Annotated in this window: 12 protein-coding genes and 1 pseudogene; 8 read left to right on the top strand and 5 right to left on the bottom strand. The window is 41.9% G+C overall.

The window, feature by feature from the left end; genetic code table 11:
* The first annotated feature begins 14 nt into the window (after positions 1 to 14).
* The 7 genes from KQI_RS0118515 (at position 15) to KQI_RS0118485 (ending at position 8083) form a co-directional block, all read left to right on the top strand.
* Positions 15 to 1118 carry a GerAB/ArcD/ProY family transporter gene (locus tag KQI_RS0118515; RefSeq protein ID WP_010348364.1) on the top strand — a complete coding sequence of 368 codons (1104 nt, stop codon included), beginning with the start codon at positions 15 to 17 and terminating at the stop codon, positions 1116 to 1118.
* A complete protein-coding gene (locus KQI_RS0118510; RefSeq protein WP_010348363.1) occupies positions 1111 to 2304 on the top strand; it encodes a Ger(x)C family spore germination protein in 1194 nt (397 codons plus the stop codon). Before KQI_RS0118515 ends, KQI_RS0118510 begins: the two co-directional genes overlap by 8 nt.
* Positions 2305 to 2396: 92 nt before the next feature.
* On the top strand, positions 2397 to 4325 hold the full coding sequence (locus KQI_RS0118505) for a BglG family transcription antiterminator (protein ID WP_010348362.1): 1929 nt from the start codon (positions 2397 to 2399) through the stop codon (positions 4323 to 4325).
* A gap of 207 nt (positions 4326 to 4532) precedes the next feature.
* Positions 4533 to 4901 carry a PTS lactose/cellobiose transporter subunit IIA gene (locus tag KQI_RS0118500; protein WP_010348361.1) on the top strand — a complete coding sequence of 123 codons (369 nt, stop codon included), beginning with the start codon at positions 4533 to 4535 and terminating at the stop codon, positions 4899 to 4901.
* Positions 4902 to 4916: 15 nt separating this feature from the next.
* On the top strand, positions 4917 to 6212 hold the full coding sequence (locus KQI_RS0118495) for a PTS sugar transporter subunit IIC (protein ID WP_010348360.1): 1296 nt from the start codon (positions 4917 to 4919) through the stop codon (positions 6210 to 6212).
* Positions 6213 to 6243: 31 nt separating this feature from the next.
* Positions 6244 to 7680, top strand: coding sequence for a glycoside hydrolase family 1 protein (locus KQI_RS0118490; RefSeq protein ID WP_010348359.1), 1437 nt, complete (start codon positions 6244 to 6246; stop codon positions 7678 to 7680).
* A gap of 79 nt (positions 7681 to 7759) precedes the next feature.
* Complete coding sequence (locus KQI_RS0118485; RefSeq protein WP_010348358.1) at positions 7760 to 8083, top strand: PTS sugar transporter subunit IIB; 324 nt, start codon at positions 7760 to 7762, stop codon at positions 8081 to 8083.
* A 48-nt stretch (positions 8084 to 8131) separates the two neighbouring features.
* Here the strand turns inward: KQI_RS0118485 and KQI_RS0118480 are convergent, their stop codons facing one another.
* The 3 genes from KQI_RS0118480 to KQI_RS0118470 all read right to left on the bottom strand — a co-directional run bounded on the left by KQI_RS0118480 (position 8132) and on the right by KQI_RS0118470 (position 12338).
* Positions 8132 to 10171: a serine hydrolase domain-containing protein gene (locus KQI_RS0118480; protein ID WP_010348357.1), complete on the bottom strand. Its 2040-nt coding sequence runs from the start codon at positions 10169 to 10171 to the stop codon at positions 8132 to 8134.
* Positions 10172 to 10294: 123 nt separating this feature from the next.
* Positions 10295 to 11596 carry an ATP-binding protein gene (locus KQI_RS0118475; protein WP_010348356.1) on the bottom strand — a complete coding sequence of 434 codons (1302 nt, stop codon included), beginning with the start codon at positions 11594 to 11596 and terminating at the stop codon, positions 10295 to 10297.
* Position 11597: 1 nt separating this feature from the next.
* On the bottom strand, positions 11598 to 12338 hold the full coding sequence (locus KQI_RS0118470; protein ID WP_010348355.1) for a LytR/AlgR family response regulator transcription factor: 741 nt from the start codon (positions 12336 to 12338) through the stop codon (positions 11598 to 11600).
* Positions 12339 to 12488: 150 nt separating this feature from the next.
* Between KQI_RS0118470 and KQI_RS29665 the strand changes: the two are divergent.
* A pseudogene (locus KQI_RS29665) lies at positions 12489 to 12665 on the top strand (DNA-binding protein); the annotation flags it as partial.
* Here the strand turns inward: KQI_RS29665 and KQI_RS0118465 are convergent.
* Positions 12655 to 13872, bottom strand: coding sequence for an MFS transporter (locus tag KQI_RS0118465; protein WP_010348354.1), 1218 nt, complete (start codon positions 13870 to 13872; stop codon positions 12655 to 12657). The pseudogene KQI_RS29665 and the gene KQI_RS0118465 sit on opposite strands and share 11 nt — an antisense overlap.
* Positions 13873 to 14162: 290 nt before the next feature.
* The gene (locus tag KQI_RS0118460) at positions 14163 to 16517 is read right to left on the bottom strand and encodes a glycoside hydrolase family 2 TIM barrel-domain containing protein (protein ID WP_010348353.1); all 2355 of its coding nucleotides are present in this window, start codon (positions 16515 to 16517) and stop codon (positions 14163 to 14165) included.
* Between the last annotated feature and the right edge of the window lie 11 nt (positions 16518 to 16528).

Raw genomic sequence — 16528 nt, 5'->3', positions numbered from 1 at the left:
ATGGAGGAATTATAGTGTTTACACGCTCCGATGATAAGATCACAGCCAAGCAGGCCGCCGTTTTCCTGACCAATACGGTGCTCGGGGCAGGGATTTTGACACTGCCAAGAGGTGTAACTAAAACAGTACAGACTCCTGATGGGTGGCTTTCTGTCCTGATCGGCGGATGTATTGTCATATTAGTGATCTTGGTGATGGTCAAATTAAGTCTTCAGTTTCCCGAAAATACCGTATATCAATACTCCAGGAGAATCGTCGGAACGATTCCAGGAGGATTTTTAAGTATGTTATTAATTATATACTTCCTAATCATCGCTGGCTTTGAGATTCGTGTATTAGCAGAAGTGACGTTGTTTTATCTGCTCGAAGGGACACCGATCTGGGCGATTGTCATTCCCTTCATCTGGGTGGGATGTTATCTGGTTTTTGGAGGTATTAATCCTATTGCGCGGCTATACCAGATTGTACTTCCGATCAGTCTTTTCTTTCTGCTTCTCTGTTTTGTCCTTAGCCTGAGAATTTTTGAAATTGACCATCTTCGTCCCGTATTGAGTAACGGGATTCTTCCTGTAATCAAGGGGCTAAAATCGACTGTCCTTGTTTTCACTGGATGTGAAGTAATCATGACACTGGTCGCTTTCTTGCAGCATCCTGAAAAAGCCGTCAAGGCCATGGTCGTAGGGATCAGTATTCCTTGGATACTGTACTTTTTGACCGTAGTTATGGTAGTCGGCGGGTTATCTGTGGACTCTACCGTTACAAGCACCTGGCCCACGATTAACTTAATGCGCACTTTTGAACTTCCTGGCTTTCTTTTTGAACGTCTGGAGTTTCCGCTGCTGGTGATCTGGATGATGCAAATGTTTTGTAACTTCTGCAGTTTTTTCTTCAATGCCTCTTTAGGCATCTCACAGGTGTTTGGTCTTAAATATCGTTATGCTGTATTTGGCTTGATCCCGGTTATCTTTATCTCTACGATGACTCCTATACGTATGACTGAGGTGTTTAGTCTGGGCGACGCGATTGGATACATGGGAATCATTTTATTTTTTCTGGTTCCGGTACTCCTTTCCATCGTTTTTATGATCAGGAAGAAGGGATTGAAGCAAAATGTGTAGACGACATATTCTACCTTTGCTGCTGGCCTTCGTTCTTTTGGTGACTCAAACCGGGTGCTGGAGCAGCAAAGAAGTGGAGGAGTTAAGCATATATACAGGGGTGGCTCTGGATAAAGGGGAGCTCACTCCATTAGAACAAGCCCTGGAGAAGGAAGGCAGCCGATATTTCAAGAAAAATAAAATGACTGCCAGTGTACAAATTGTCCCTAAAAAATCTTTCGGCACTACAGCCAAACAAGGCGGTGGACAAGGGCCGAACTATATAAATATTGCCGCCACCGGCGATTCTTTGCTTGAAATATTCCGGCAATTTTCCATTCGTTTGGATCGCCCGATCATTGGCCACCACCTAAAGGTGATGGTGGTTTCTACCGAACTGGCAAAACAGCAGACAATGCAGCAATTAATGGATTTTGTGCTTCGAGATAACGATATTCGTCCGAGCTGTATGGTTTTCTTAAGTAAGGGGCGAGCAGCCGACACATTAGTTACAAAATACAAGGGCGAGATCCCGTCCATTCATATGCTGTACATGCTTCGCAACCATTTTAGAACCAGCAAGGTGATGAGAGGAGTCAATTTGTCCGAATTGGATGGGCTGATGTATTCTAAAAAAAGTTATGTCCTGCAAAACATTATTGATGCCGATGGAGACTTTGAATTTTCGGGTGCTGGCATTATTAAGGGGGACACCGGTCACTGGATCGGAAATCTGGGACAACAGGACATAGAGAGTATTGCCTGGATTAAAGGAGATGTTGAGGGGGGAGCCATCAAAACGTATGATGAGCGGAATCAACCTATAACCTATGAGATCAAATCGGTGAAAAGCAAAATAACAACCAAGGTGACCAACGGAAGCGATATCTCGTTTCATGTAAAAATTGAATCCGATGGACGCTTCATCGAAAACTGGGATGAGAAATTGGACCCCACTAAAACACAGGACATGAAACAGTCGGAGAAAGAATTTGAAAAAGAATTGACTAAAAGAATTAAGTCGCTTATGCACAAATTACAATCAGAATACAAAGTCGATGTTGCCGGTTTTGGCGAACACTTATATATTGAAAAACCTCAAGCGTGGAAAAAAGTAAAGGATAATTGGGATTATAAATTCAGTCAAATACCTGTAACCTTCGATATTAAGTTATCGATTACGGATTTAGGTTCATCTTCTGAATAAATATCATTTTTCAGTCATTGATTGGATGCTTAGCATAGTACTTTAGAATAATGTATACTTCTAATCATCACCAATACGAAAGGAGTCGCAGCTTGCGTATTTTCGATATTCTTCATATCTTGGCTGCTCAGCAGATTATTAAGGGAGAACATCTGGCAAATGAGTTGAATGTATCGACACGAACCATCCGAACGGATCTGAAGGAACTGGCTGCATTGTTGTCCGAGCATGGAGCAACCATCAAGTCGCTCAAAGGGGCAGGCTACAAGCTGGAGATTTGGGATGAGCAGAGATTTAATCATCTGCTAAAAAAATTAAAAGAACAAGAGATCATTGTACCTGAGCAGACATCAAGTTCTCCAGAAGCAAGAATTAATTATATCATCCGAAAGCTGCTGCTTACGAAGGCATATGTTAAGCTTGACGATTTAGCTGAAACATTATACGTCAGCCGTTATACGTTACAAAGTGATCTCAAGGATATGCGTAAAATTCTTGCGGCTTATGGATTATCACTGGAGAATCGCCCGCATAACGGCATTAAAATTAAAGGCAGTGAAGCAAAGCTCCGTTATTGTATATCCGATTATTTATTCGGAAAGCGAGATGAAATAGGTGATCGGAGGATTTCTACGCTCCCTATGATTCCTGATGAGGATATGGAGTTAATTCGGGAAATCATTCTGGAACGCATTGAACTCAATCAAATCGAACTATCCGACATTGCCCTGAACAATCTTATGATTCATATTGCAATTGCATGTAAGCGCATACGAGATGGGAATTACGTTTCGTATTACCCTTCAGAGCTAAAAAAAATCGAAGCACAGAAAGAATTTAATGTGGCATCTGAAATCGTACACGATCTGGAACAACAAATGGGACACTCTTTTCCGGTTGCTGAAATTGCCTACATTGCTGTACACCTGCTAGGTGTAAGAACCATTGTCACCGCCCATATGAATGAAGAGGACATTAAAACGATCATTGATCAGGATATATACGACTTGACTGTAGAAATACTCGATCAAATCGAACAGCAGCTGAAAATGGACATCCGCAGTGATAAGGAATTGCTGGTTGGCTTGTGTCTTCACCTGAAGCCGCTCATCAACCGTCATAAATACGGAATGAATTCGCGTAATCCCATGCTGGATAAAATCAAAGCCCATTACCCGCTTGCCTTTGAAGCGGGCATCATTGCAGCTGAAATCATCAAGCTGCGGCTCGGTATTCAGATAGAGGAGAACGAAATTGGTTATATGGCTATCCATATTGGAGGGGCATTGGAAAGAAAGAAAATGGAGGGGAAACCCAAGAGAACAATAATCGTATGCGCGTCTGGACTCGGCAGCGCAAAGCTGCTGTATTACAAACTTCAATCCATATTCGGATCAAGACTGGAGATTGTAGGAATAACAGGGCTGTATAAACTTAAACAAATGTCGCTGGATACAATCGATTTTGTCATCAGTACCATCCCGCTTTCCGAGCCTCTTTCTGTCCCTCTGATTCATGTAAACACATTTTTGGATGGGTCCGATATCCATAAGCTAGAAAGTACTCTTTCAGAGGCAAAACTTCCGGCGGTGCAATATGTGCGCAAAAAGATGGTTTTTCTTCAGCAAAAGTTCGATAGCAAGCTCAAAGTGCTTGAATTTTTATCTCAAAAAATACAAGCAGCCGATCTTGTGAATGGTCCGCTGTTAGAATCTGTAATCGAACGGGAAGCGGTATCTCCTACTGCATTTGGGAATCTGGTCGCGATCCCGCATCCAATGGAGCCGTTGGCCCATTCAACCTTTTGGGCTATCTGTACTTTACAAAAGGCAATTGATTGGGACGGTAAGCCCGTTCAATTTGTTTGTATGCTTTGTATACAACGGCGCAAAACCGAAGACCTGCAAAACATGTACAATATTATGCTAGGTTTTCTCAATAATGAAAATCTCGTTCAGCGGCTGATCCGCTGCAAAACATACACGGAATTTGTGCAGACGCTATACCATCATAATGAATAGAGAATTTTGCAAAAATCCTGAATATAGAAGCAAACAAGGACCTGAGCCTAATAGCAAAGGTCCTTTCTCTTTTGCGGCCAAAGGTGAAGCCCAAGGAGCATGGATAATTTCCGTTAAGAAGAGGAAAAAACATACGCCTTATTGAAAGCGGTTCCAGTTTATAATAAACCTACATCAGCACAAATAAATAAAAGGGGATTGAATAACGTGAATAGCGATGAGACTAAAAATTCGGATGTAAACGCAGAAAAAATAGACGACACGGAGTTTGTATTTCAAATTATTTTATATGCAGGAAATGCACGTAGTTCAGCAATGGAAGCGATTGGGCTTGCCAAGGCAGGAAAGTTTGAGGAAGCACGAGAGGAATTAACTGTATCCAGCAACGAGTTGGTGACCGCACATAAAATTCAAACCCAATTCATCCGTAAAGAAGCATCAGGCGAAAAAACAGAAATGTCAGTCATGATCGTACATGCACAGGATCATCTAATGAATGCTATTTCCATTCGGGATATGGCTTCAGAATTTGTAGACCTGTATGAACGTATTGCACATCTAGGCTCAAAATCATAAAGGAGGGGCTATCCCATGGCTTTCAAAGAAAAGTTGGTCAACGGCCTCACAGCTGCAGCCAATGCGATCAACAATTTTAAATATATCGTTGCCATCAAAACCGCCTTTATTACATTAATGCCTGTCATTATTGTAGGTGCCTTTGCTGTATTGATTTCTAATATGGTCATGGACCCAGTTAACGGACTCGCGCATTTTAAGCCCTTCTCGTTCCTGGCAGAATATAAGCCTATTTTTTCAGGTATAAACTATGCCAGCCTAAATATCCTTACGATACTAGCCATTTTCATGATTGGTTTGGAGCTAGGGAAAATTAATGGAGAGAAAAATCTCTTTCCAGGGTTACTCGCTGTCATTTGTTTTGTATCTGTGACACCAACAACGATTGAAATGATGGTCAACGGGGAGATGCAAAAAGTAACAGACGTTCTTGCCCGTCAGTTCACAGATACCAAAAGTTTGTTTTTGGGTATTTTTGTATCCATTCTATCCATTGAGCTGTATAGCAAGCTAGGCAAGTCCGACCGACTCAAAATTAAAATGCCTGAAAGCGTTCCCAGTAATGTGGCTGTCTCTTTCTCGGCTCTTATTCCAACCATTATTACCGTAACGATCTTCTCAACATTTGGAATCCTGTTTCATAAATTCACAGGCCTCTATTTGTACGATGCTGTCTACAATGTCGTGCAAAAACCACTGGAGACCGTAGTACAAGGATTGCCTGGTATACTGGTGCTGATGCTGGTTGCGCAGGTGTTCTGGGTCATCGGCATTCACGGTAACCAGATGGTCAAACCTATTCGTGAACCACTGCTGCTTGGAGCCATCACAGTCAACATGACTGCTTATGGGCAAGGGCTGCCGATTCCCAACATTATTACCATGCCTTTCTGGGATGTATACATGAGCATAGGTGGTTCAGGAATTACACTAGCCCTGCTGATCGCCATTTTGATCGCCTCGAAGCGTGAGGATATGAAGGAAATTACCAAGCTTTCATTTGGCCCTGGACTGTTTAATATTAATGAGCCTGTCATTTTCGGACTTCCGATTATGCTAAATCCTTTAATGGCTATTCCGTTCATTGTTACCCCGCTGATCACTGGAACCATCGGTTACTTTTCAACACTGCTGGGATTTGCAGGTAAAGCGGTTATTATGGTGCCATGGACGACTCCACCTATTATTAATGCCTATCTGTCTACAGGTGGAAGCATTGGAGCTGTCGTTACTCAGATCATATGTATTGTGGTAGCGATTATTATTTATCTGCCATTCGTCAAAATTGCCAACAAGCGTACTGCTGGATAATAAATATGTCAACAATAAGGAGGAGCTATTCATGGCTAGACATAAGGTTCACATTCCAACGAATTTCATAATAGGAGCTGCTGCTTCCGCCTGGCAAACAGAGGGCTGGAGTGGTAAGAAGGAAGGTCAGGACTCCTATCTGGACATATGGTACAAAAATGATCGCTACGTCTGGCATCATGGATACGGGCCTGCCGGGGCCACCGATTTCTATAATCGTTATGCCGAGGATGTGGCACTTATGAAGAAGATTGGCCTGACACACTATCGCACCTCCATTAACTGGTCCCGTTTTTTGACAGATTACGAGAAGGTTGTAGTGGATGAAAACTATGCCGATTATATCGGCCGCGTCATTGACGAGTTGATTGCCAGCGGCGTCGAGCCGATGATTTGCTTGGAACACTACGAGTTGCCTGCTTATCTGCTGGATAAATACGATGGCTGGTCGTCCAAGCATGTCGTTGAGCTGTTTATAAAATACGCAGAAAAAGTATTTGAGCGATACGGTGACCGGGTAAAGCACTGGTTTACGTTCAACGAGCCGATTGTTGTCCAAACTCGTGTATATCTGGATGCCATACGCTATCCCTATGAACAGAATACCCGGAAATGGATGCAGTGGAACTATAACAAAGCACTGGCTACAGCCAAGTGTGTGCAGCTCTTCAAAGCAAAAGGCTATCATAGAAACGGGGCCAAAATAGGTGTTATTCTCAACCCTGAGGTCACCTATGCCCGGTCGAGTGCACCTCATGATCAGTATGCCGCGCATGTGTATGATTTATTTTACAATCGAGTATTTATGGACCCTCTTCTCAAAGGGGAGTATCCGCAAGAGCTGTTCGACTTAATGGATAAGCATGACATTACCTTTGAGTCGACTCCGGAAGAGCTAAATGTAATAAAAGAAAATACCGTTGACTATGTTGGTATCAATCTCTATTATCCGCATCGGGTAAAAGCACCAAGTAGAGCATGGAATGAAAGCACCCCCTTTCACCCGGCATACTACTATGAGCATTTTGATCTTCCAGGCAAGAAAATGAACAAGTCACGAGGCTGGGAAATTAATCCTAAAATCATTTATGATATGGGAATGCGTATCAAGAACGAATATGACAATATCGAGTGGTTTGTTGCCGAAAATGGAATGGGGATCGAGAATGAAGCCACCTTCAAGAATGAGGAGCAAATGATTCAGGATGATTACCGCATTGATTTTATTTCCGAGCATTTATACCATGCGTTAAAAGCTGTGGAGGCAGGTTCCAACTGCTTAGGCTATATGCTATGGGCCTTTACAGATAACGTTTCTCCCATGAATGCTTTTAAAAACCGCTATGGATTAGTAGAAATTAACCTGGAAAATGACAGAAGCAGGCATCTGAAAAAATCCGGTTACTGGTACCAGACGACGATCGAGGAACGTTCATTTGTTGTGAATCTGGACGAAGAGTATAAGTGATCGATTACGAGCCGATTTTAATGACTGAGGATTTTTCAAAATCCTGGACTAAAAAATAGATTTATGGAGGCGTTGAATGATGAAAAAAATTATTCTTGCTTGTTCTGCTGGCATGTCCACATCCATTCTGGTATCCAAGATGAAAAAAGAAGCAGAGGCGAGATCCTTGGAGATTAACATCGAAGCCATCCCCGAAAGCACCATAAGGGAAGAATTAGCGAGCATCAATGATGCTGTGATTGCTATTTTACTAGGTCCTCAAGTGCGGATGCGTAAAAATGCAGTTACTGAAATCGCAGCTCCCTACGGTATTCCTGTAGATGTCATTGACACGATGGCTTACGGAAGAGGCAATGGTCCGGCCGTACTTGATCAAGCCTTGAAGATGGCTGGCGAATTATAACGATTATAAAATAGCCGCTCCTGAATTTTTTCAGAAGCGGCTACACGCTTAATTCAAATTGATTTTAAATACATCCCCTGCATTGCCACCCAAAACGATCAAGCCGCCTTGGGGCAGTACAACCGAATTGTTATGGCTGGCAGTTGAAAAATCCACAACCACTCCGTTTTCATCATAGACAGCCAACCCTCCGCTTGCTGGAAAATCAACGGTCATCGTTTTATTGGCTGAGTTTTTATCTATTTTAAACCATGTGGCTTGGCCATTCGATGGTATGGTGTACACTGATTTTCCTCCCAGGATAGGCTTAACAGCATCTTCACTGATATAGGACTGTCCATCTATAGTTAAATGCTCTGAACCGTCCTTCGTATAAAAATTCAGATCAAATGCATCTCTTCCATTCATGACAGGAATCTCAACGGCATTTACTGCTTTATTCTCATTCACAATTTTAGTACCACTTGCATATCCATCATGATCAACGGATATTTTTTTCGTTATAAACGATGGGGCCAGATAAAAAATAGAAGATATCTTTTCATCCAGGGCATAATAATTCTTCCCGTTTCTTTGTTCCCATGCCTTTTTAACCGTAGTATTTAGAGGATTGGCATCAAGTTTTTGATATTCATAAGTTACCATAACCATTTGGCCTAATCCCGGAAAGTTTAAATATATGTTAGCCTTAATATACGTTTTCCCGTTTTTTTGTTTGTCAAAGCTTACGGTTACACTGCCATCACTGCTTTTGAATTGTCCATCGCCTGTATACACATATTTTTGCGCCGGGACGAATCCCTCCAGAGCAGGTAAATCAAACTCGCCGTTTTTAATCTCTACATTGATGGTTGTACCCATAGAACCGTATATTCCCGAATAAGAAAGTAAATCAGATGGCATTTCCACTTTTACAGGCAGCTCAAATGTTTTATCCGGTATGATGTCTTTTATGATGCCCTTATCTTTTAAAAGCTCCAATAAAACGTTAGAAGCAAAAATACTATCCAGGATGGAGGACCCTCCAGATGAAAGCACAGCCATAGAGATATGATGCTCAGGTATGGTGATCAAAGTAGAGTGATACAAAACAGTATCCCCACCCTTGGATAACGCAGTTATTCCGTAATCACTAAACGGTGCCAACTGAACCGCATCCCAGCCAAGTCCATAATTGAAGCTGTTTGTCTCTTCAGACACCCATATTCCTTTTCGATATTCATGACTTTGCATCGACTTCGCTGATTGTGCAGATAAAATATCGGTTCTGTTCCCTGTTAATACTTCTGCAAACATAGTCAACTCTTCTGCGGTGGAGTATAAGCCCCCTGTTCCAAGCACATTGGCATTTTCAACGGGTAAGGCTCCCTCAAGCGGAGGAAAATAAGTTTTGGACAGCTTTTGTCTATCAAACTGATCGAGTGGTGTTTTCGTAGAGTTCAAACCCAAAGGGACACTAATATGCTTTGCCAGAAATTCGGTATAGCTTAGACCACTCACCCGTTCAACCAATATTTCAAGCAATTGAAAACCATCATTACTATATACAGAATATTCGCCGGGGTTGGATTTTAAAGTTTCTGATTGTAATCTCAGCAATAGCTCATCATGATTTTTTGTATCATTGTCATTAAATAACATACTATTTTTTAAGTGGGCACCGTAAAGGCCTGACGAATGATTTAACAGCATACGCGGTGTAATTTTTTTGTACCTTTCATCGGCCATTGTAAAGTCCTTAATGTATGTTGTTAGCGGCTGATCAATATCGACTTTATGGGCATCCACCAGCATCATCGTTGCAGCAGACACGTACATTTTGCTGATAGAGCCTATACCGAACATGGTATCTTTGGTGATCGGCTCGTTGGTTGCTTTATTCTTTACACCCACGCTATCCGTTAATACGATGTTTCCATGGTCCATAATGGCATACTGCACACCGCTAGCACCGTATTTGGATACCATCTCCGAGGCCAGATTGCGAGCCTTTTCCTTGATGAGTTCAGGATTGCCTTGAGCAAAAGCATTCGTTATCGGCAGTACAAAAAGCATAGCCGAAATGAACACAGCTATTATTTTCTTCATTCCATATTTCCTCCTCTTATGGCTTCCCAGATTTTATGACTGGACTGATCATACAATGAACGAGGATTCGATATAGAAAAGTCACCCTGAAACGAAAAAAACAATCCCTAAACAACATACTATCTAAGGATTGTCCTTATAAAATGGCAATAAAGCCATATTATTAAATATTTTATTTTTCGTTTCAATGGTCATGTTTCCACCGTATTTGTCACATATTCTGGATATATTGGTTAAGCCAATGCCATGAATATCCGGGTTTGATTTTTGACTATGCAACTGGGCAACTTCATTCTCCATATGATTCAGGATGTGAATGAAAAGCGCAGATTCATTGGAATGTATTTTAATAAGAATGTACCTGTCATCCGCAATCTTGACCTTTTTAGATGCTTCTATGGCATTATCCAGCATATTACCCAGAGCGACACACAAGTCATAACGTTCAATATTTACTTTCTGTGAATACAAGTTAAGCTGCGTATCCACCTTGATGCCATTGGCCTGAGCAATATTAAGACTATTTGTGACAAGAGCATCTATAACCAGATTACCGGTATTAACCCTTTGATAGGCTCCTTCGATTTTATTTAATGTGACCTTAATATGTTCACTTGCCTCAGCCAATTCATTTCTCTGGATACATTCGTCAATATACAAAAACTGTTGGTGTGTGTCGTGAATGATTCTTTTCATATTTTTAAAGCTGTGAACCGTTTTTTCGTAGTTAGCATCTTGGTAGTCCATCTGATGTTGTAATTGAGCATTTTCATGCATTAACTGGAATTTTTCAATGATACTATCGAAGATGTATATGATAAAAACATTTAAGAAAATAAAGCTAATAATAGAACCAAAATAATACATATTCTTTTCACTATAAACAGATAAAACATTGACCTGGTATATACTTATGATGGGAACAATTAAAAATAAAATGTAGTAACGAGCATGCAAAGGGAAGGTTCTGCGTTTGGCAAATAATCGTATAATCTGAATGACGGCAAACATGATAATACAACTGAGCAGCATAACCTTGGAAAATATCAAGTGATCTTGTCCGCTCAAATAACTAAAGTTGCTAATCTTAACGGAGTCTACAGCATATAAAATATACAGGGATAAAAAATTAATGATGGTTATCAGCACAGCATAAAGTATGGAAAAAATGATCTTTATCTTGATTTCCACGGTATAGGATTGCGCTAAACTAAATATGACAAGTAATGCCAAAATCGAGGATAGCGTAGGAGACAGATAAACACTTAAATATAAGGTGTCCAGTAATCCAAAAATAATGAAATACATGAATCTATTTGGCTTTCGATTGGACTTATCAAAAACGGAGTTAAAGTAAAAATTCACCTGGAAGCACATCACCAGTACGACACATAGATTAAGAAACAGGTAGTTATATTCCATCATATTAATGCATCTTCATGATCATAAATTTGGTATACAGATCTTTAACTTCTTTTATTTTAGAGCGCCCAATAGGCAGCTTCACACCATTTGACATCAAAACATCACCGCCAGCAAATTTTTGGACATGAATTAAGTTTATAATTATCGAACGATGAATTTGCAAAAAATTATACTCCTTTAACGCGGAAGCATAATCAGAAAGAATCCCTTTGCTATCATAGGTTTGTGTAGGGGTTACAAAATGCAGTTTGTTTTTTATGGTTAAGCTTTTGGCCACTTCAATACTAATGAGATCATCATATTTTAAAAGCACCTCTTCATAAGCTGACTTGATGATAACGAATTTTTTATCGAGAGATTGAAAGTACTGACACAGTTTTATCATTTTTTCCTCAAAGATATGGGAAGCAATCGGTTTTATTAAATACTGAAAGGTGACCACGTCAAAGCTTTCCAGCATATACTCAGGATAGCTCGTTAAAAAAATAATCTGTTCATCAAGGTGACGCAAACTCCTTATTTTTTGGGCTGTTTGAATTCCGTTCATGCCGTTCATTTCAATATCCAATATTAAAATATGGAATGGCGATTCATGGTTTAGATAATGAGATACCAGTTGCTCTCCCGAGTCGAATAGCTCCACTTTAAAGTCTATATTTGTTTTGATTGATAAAGCGATCAGCATATTTTTAACAAGCTCTCTTTGCTTGTACTCATCATCGCAGATAGCCACTCTATACATAAATGCCATACCTCTCAAACATGGAATTATAGTCTGAATAGTATACAATTTTTTTAATATTCTATACATAGCTTTTGGATAAAACGCAGATTTAAATCCCTCAAATGCGATTTATCGTGCAGCTGGAACATAACACCAAAAACCGCCTAGCAAACTAACTGCTATCGGCTGTATCCTTTTTTCCCTTATGAAGGAAGCAGAAATGTTGAGGTATATACAGTTGAAATTAAAATAGGCGAGGAGCTGAGTTCAGCGCCCCACCGTGAAGGTACAGAGGAGTTTATTACGGTATTTGAAGGTGAAACGGTGGTCAAGGTCAGCGAAGAAACTTTGATTTTTCCGTTTTCATCCTGATAGGCTTGGCAGCACCCGATATTAAGCCAGCGACACTAACGCCAATAAGCACTACAATTAATGCACGTAGCAGCCCAACATGCTCGCCTAAAAAGCCTAATCCTGGGGGACCTACTAAAAAGGCAATGTAACCGATCGTTGCGACGGCTCCAACCCGGGCGGCTGCCCCCCGAGGGTTATCTCCAGCTGCAGATAATCCCACAGGGAAACCAAGTGAAGCTCCAAGCCCCCATAGTAAGACACCCATTCCGGCCACGAGGTAATGCTGTCCCCAGATCACTAGGATAATACCGATCGCCGCCAGGACAGCGCTCCCTTTCAGCACAGGGACCCGGCCGTATTTATCCAGTAGAAACCCGCCAGTAAAACGTCCAATGGTCATCGCCGTAACAAATAGGCCATACATATAGGAGCCTGTTAAAGAATCTACGCCATAGCCATCTACCATCGTTAGCGGCAGCCAGTCATTCGCAGATCCTTCTGCAAACGCCATCCCCAGCACAATGATACCGATGAATAGAATTCGTCTTTCTTTCCAGACCGCAAGCTGCGCCTTCATATTAGCTCCAAGCTTTTGGGTGGAAGCTTCCTTCTCTTTACCTGTATCATGTGGAAGAAAGCGATAAAAGTATAAGGTTACAGCTGCTATCATGATAGCAATTACTCCAAAATGGAGCACAACAGGAAGATGTAGTCCCACTGCTCCAGAACCGATGATAGCGCCAACAAGGGTCCCCATGCTAAATGAACCGTGAAACGCTGGCAAAAGTGTTTTGTTCAATTGATTTTCTACCGCAGAACCTTCTACATTTAGAGCTACTTCAGCTGCCCCATAGCCACTTCCGAAAACGACCAAACCGACAAACACGAGACTTGTGAACGAAAATGCAGTCCCTAACCCCACAATAACAAAACCCACTACTATTAAAAATGCGCTTCCAAGAATAACCGACCGTCCACCTATACGAGAAATAATATGACCTGTACTAAGCAGTCCCAATAAAGAACCCGCTGCTAGTCCAAAAATAATCACTCCCATCTCAGCAGTCGAGACATTCAAAATATCCCGTATAGTAGGCGTTCTGGACACCCAGGAGGCAAAAGCTACACCCGGTAAAGCGAACAACAAAAATAAGATATTACGAGTTATTTTCGGATCCATAGATTGTCCCACTGACATTCGATTACTCCTCATCATAACTTTTTATTAATCTTTTTATTAGTCTTTTAATAAGTGGTATTATAATTTATTATTCTATTAGCATTCGGCATGTTTGTCAAAATGAATCGCTATAAAGGGTACTACAAACGCTGGAATTGCCAATGCCCAGCAAGGGAAGAAGCATACTCTTGCCGATTGCCATAAATGTATTAAAAAAAGGTCTGTACAGGGAATGTGAGTATTCACCACCTGTCCAGCCCCTTTTCAGTTAAACCATACAATGTCTATTCTGAATCAGCTTTGAATTATCATTTGTATTCATGTTCAATTTTCAGTCTGAGTTCCCCCTGCACCACTCCATCAGCAGAAGCTTGAAGCAACAGCTCACCTGCCAGATGCCCGGACTGTACAATAACGAGACATCTGCCTTTGTGCGTTCGTCTCCGGTTTCCCTGGAAGGGTTCATCACTGGTGAGATCGCCGTTGTCTATTCCAAGAATACGACCATCACCATGTAGCTGAAAAGTTAAATCAAACTCCTGATTGGGCACCATAACCCCTTCTTGGTCTATGATCGTTACTTCCACATGGGATATTTCATGGCCATCGGCAGGTAAAACCGTCCGGTCTGCCTGCAGTTTTACACTGTAGGGAGGTCCGGCAGTGGTTAATTCATGCTCACAGACCTTCTCATTTCCATTGCTGCCAATCGCCCGGATTTTGCCTGGTGCATAGGGAAGCTCCCATATCATTAAATGATCAGGATAATCGACAAGCCTTCTCTCGCCATAAGATTCATCGTTTACTACCAATTCCACACGCTCACAATTGGTGAAGGTAACTAATCTTATTAATTTTCCGCCGTAATCAGGAAATGTCCAATGATTCTCCATAGCCGGTGCTTTCCAATGCATCGTCCATTGCGGATTGTGTTCCGGCCTTATAGGTTCGTTAAATACGGCAATGTGCACAACAGGCTCATCTGACCATAGACTTTGCTGAAGATAGGACACAGGCTTGCGGAACCCGCAAGTATCAATCAAACCTGAAGACCACCCTTTGGAGGGATAGCTCGTTTCTCCCAGATAGTCAATCCCGCTCCAGACAAATTGACCCAGCACATAGTCATGATGAACGACATCAAACCAGGGATTAATGGGCCAATACCCTTTTACCCGGTTATCTTTACCACGATAGTATGGGAAAGTCTCCGTTCCAATGATAAGCGTATCCGGCATGGCCTTTCTGTAATACTCATACCACTGCTCCTGATAGTTCAACCCCAGAACGTCCACTCGTTGTGCCAGCAGCTTGGTATGCTCCACCTTGGCTTCAATCGAACCATCGCGCAGACTGATCGGTGTATTATGCGGCTCCAGCGCACATGTAACAGGCCGGGTTGGATCCTTTTCATGGCAGAAGCCGACGAGCTGTTCCAACAGCCCGAGCATAGACGGTAGCCCCTGGTGCTCTACTTCATTCCCAACACTCCACATGAAAACGCTGGGATGGTTCCTGTCTCTTACGAGCATCGCTTCCAGGTCCTTTTCCCACCATTCATCATATAAATGCTCATAGGAAAGAGATTTCCATTTGTCAAAAGCTTCATCAATCACCAGGAACCCCATCTGATCACAAAGATCCAGCAATTCGGGCGCCATCGGATTATGGGCAAAGCGAATCGAGTTACAGCCCATTTCTTTCAGCTTCTGCAGCCTTCTCTTCATGACCGTATCATGGTAGGCAGCTCCCAGACAGCCTAAATCATGGTGAATACAGACTCCCTTCAACTTCAAGCTGCTTCCATTCAGAAATAAGCCCTTTTGGGCATCCAGTTTCACTTCTCGTATACCAAAAGGGGTACGATAACAATCCACCTCTTTATTATCGCAATAAATAGTCGTTTGAGCCTCATAGAGCACTGGCTTCTCCGGTGACCATAGTTCCGGCTCCAAAACCCGTGTTATCTGCTCTATTTCGCCAGTTTCCAAGCCCGCTAGAGTCATTTGGTTTTCCATTTTTCCTTGTACTTTCCCCTTGAAGTCCAGTATCTCCGTCACAATATTACACTCTACGGCATACGCATGATGATTGGTAACCTGGATTCTGGTACTCACCTTGGCTTCACCCGGCGAAATTTCAGGTGTCGTAATGTAAGTGCCCCATTCAGTTACGTGAACATCATCCGTACAAATCAGCCAGACATGACGATAAATACCGGATCCTGAATACCATCTGTCAGGCGGAAGAGTGGTATTATCCACTTTGACAGCAAGCACATTATCCTCATCCCACCGAATATATGGGGTCAAATCATATTGAAAACTAACATAACCATAAGGCCGCTTGCCCACAAAATGCCCATTGACCCAAACCTCACTGTTATTGTGGATGCCATCAAATTGTATGTATACGCGCTGTGTTTGAGAAGAAGACTTTACATTAAAATGCTTTCGATACCATCCCACCGACCATCTGGGCAAATAAGCTTGATTGCCGCCATACTGCATGTGCGGATCAAAGGGCTTTTCGATGCTCCAATCATGAGGCACTTGAAGAAGCCGCCACTGCTCATCGTTATAAACCAGCTTCTCGGCCCCTGTATAATTGCCCTCTATAAATTTCCAGTCAGTGTTGAATGGCGTGATCATTCTGCTTCCCATCATCTTGCCTC

Source organism: Paenibacillus peoriae KCTC 3763 (assembly GCF_000236805.1).
Classification (GTDB): Bacteria; Bacillota; Bacilli; order Paenibacillales; family Paenibacillaceae; genus Paenibacillus; species Paenibacillus peoriae.
This window is presented reverse-complemented; position numbering and strand designations above follow the sequence as displayed.

What these genes read in the sequence shown, in the direction of transcription:
- KQI_RS0118465 (WP_010348354.1), bottom strand. Translation starts at nt 13,872, where the DNA reads ATGTCAGTGGGACAATCTATGGATCCGAAAATAACTCGTAATATCTTA.
- KQI_RS0118480 (WP_010348357.1), bottom strand. Translation starts at nt 10,171, where the DNA reads ATGAAGAAAATAATAGCTGTGTTCATTTCGGCTATGCTTTTTGTACTG.
- KQI_RS0118470 (WP_010348355.1), bottom strand. Translation starts at nt 12,338, where the DNA reads ATGTATAGAGTGGCTATCTGCGATGATGAGTACAAGCAAAGAGAGCTT.
- KQI_RS0118510 (WP_010348363.1), top strand. Translation starts at nt 1,111, where the DNA reads ATGTGTAGACGACATATTCTACCTTTGCTGCTGGCCTTCGTTCTTTTG.
- KQI_RS0118475 (WP_010348356.1), bottom strand. Translation starts at nt 11,596, where the DNA reads ATGATGGAATATAACTACCTGTTTCTTAATCTATGTGTCGTACTGGTG.
- KQI_RS0118460 (WP_010348353.1), bottom strand. Translation starts at nt 16,517, where the DNA reads ATGGGAAGCAGAATGATCACGCCATTCAACACTGACTGGAAATTTATA.
- KQI_RS0118490 (WP_010348359.1), top strand. Translation starts at nt 6,244, where the DNA reads ATGGCTAGACATAAGGTTCACATTCCAACGAATTTCATAATAGGAGCT.
- KQI_RS0118485 (WP_010348358.1), top strand. Translation starts at nt 7,760, where the DNA reads ATGAAAAAAATTATTCTTGCTTGTTCTGCTGGCATGTCCACATCCATT.
- KQI_RS0118495 (WP_010348360.1), top strand. Translation starts at nt 4,917, where the DNA reads ATGGCTTTCAAAGAAAAGTTGGTCAACGGCCTCACAGCTGCAGCCAAT.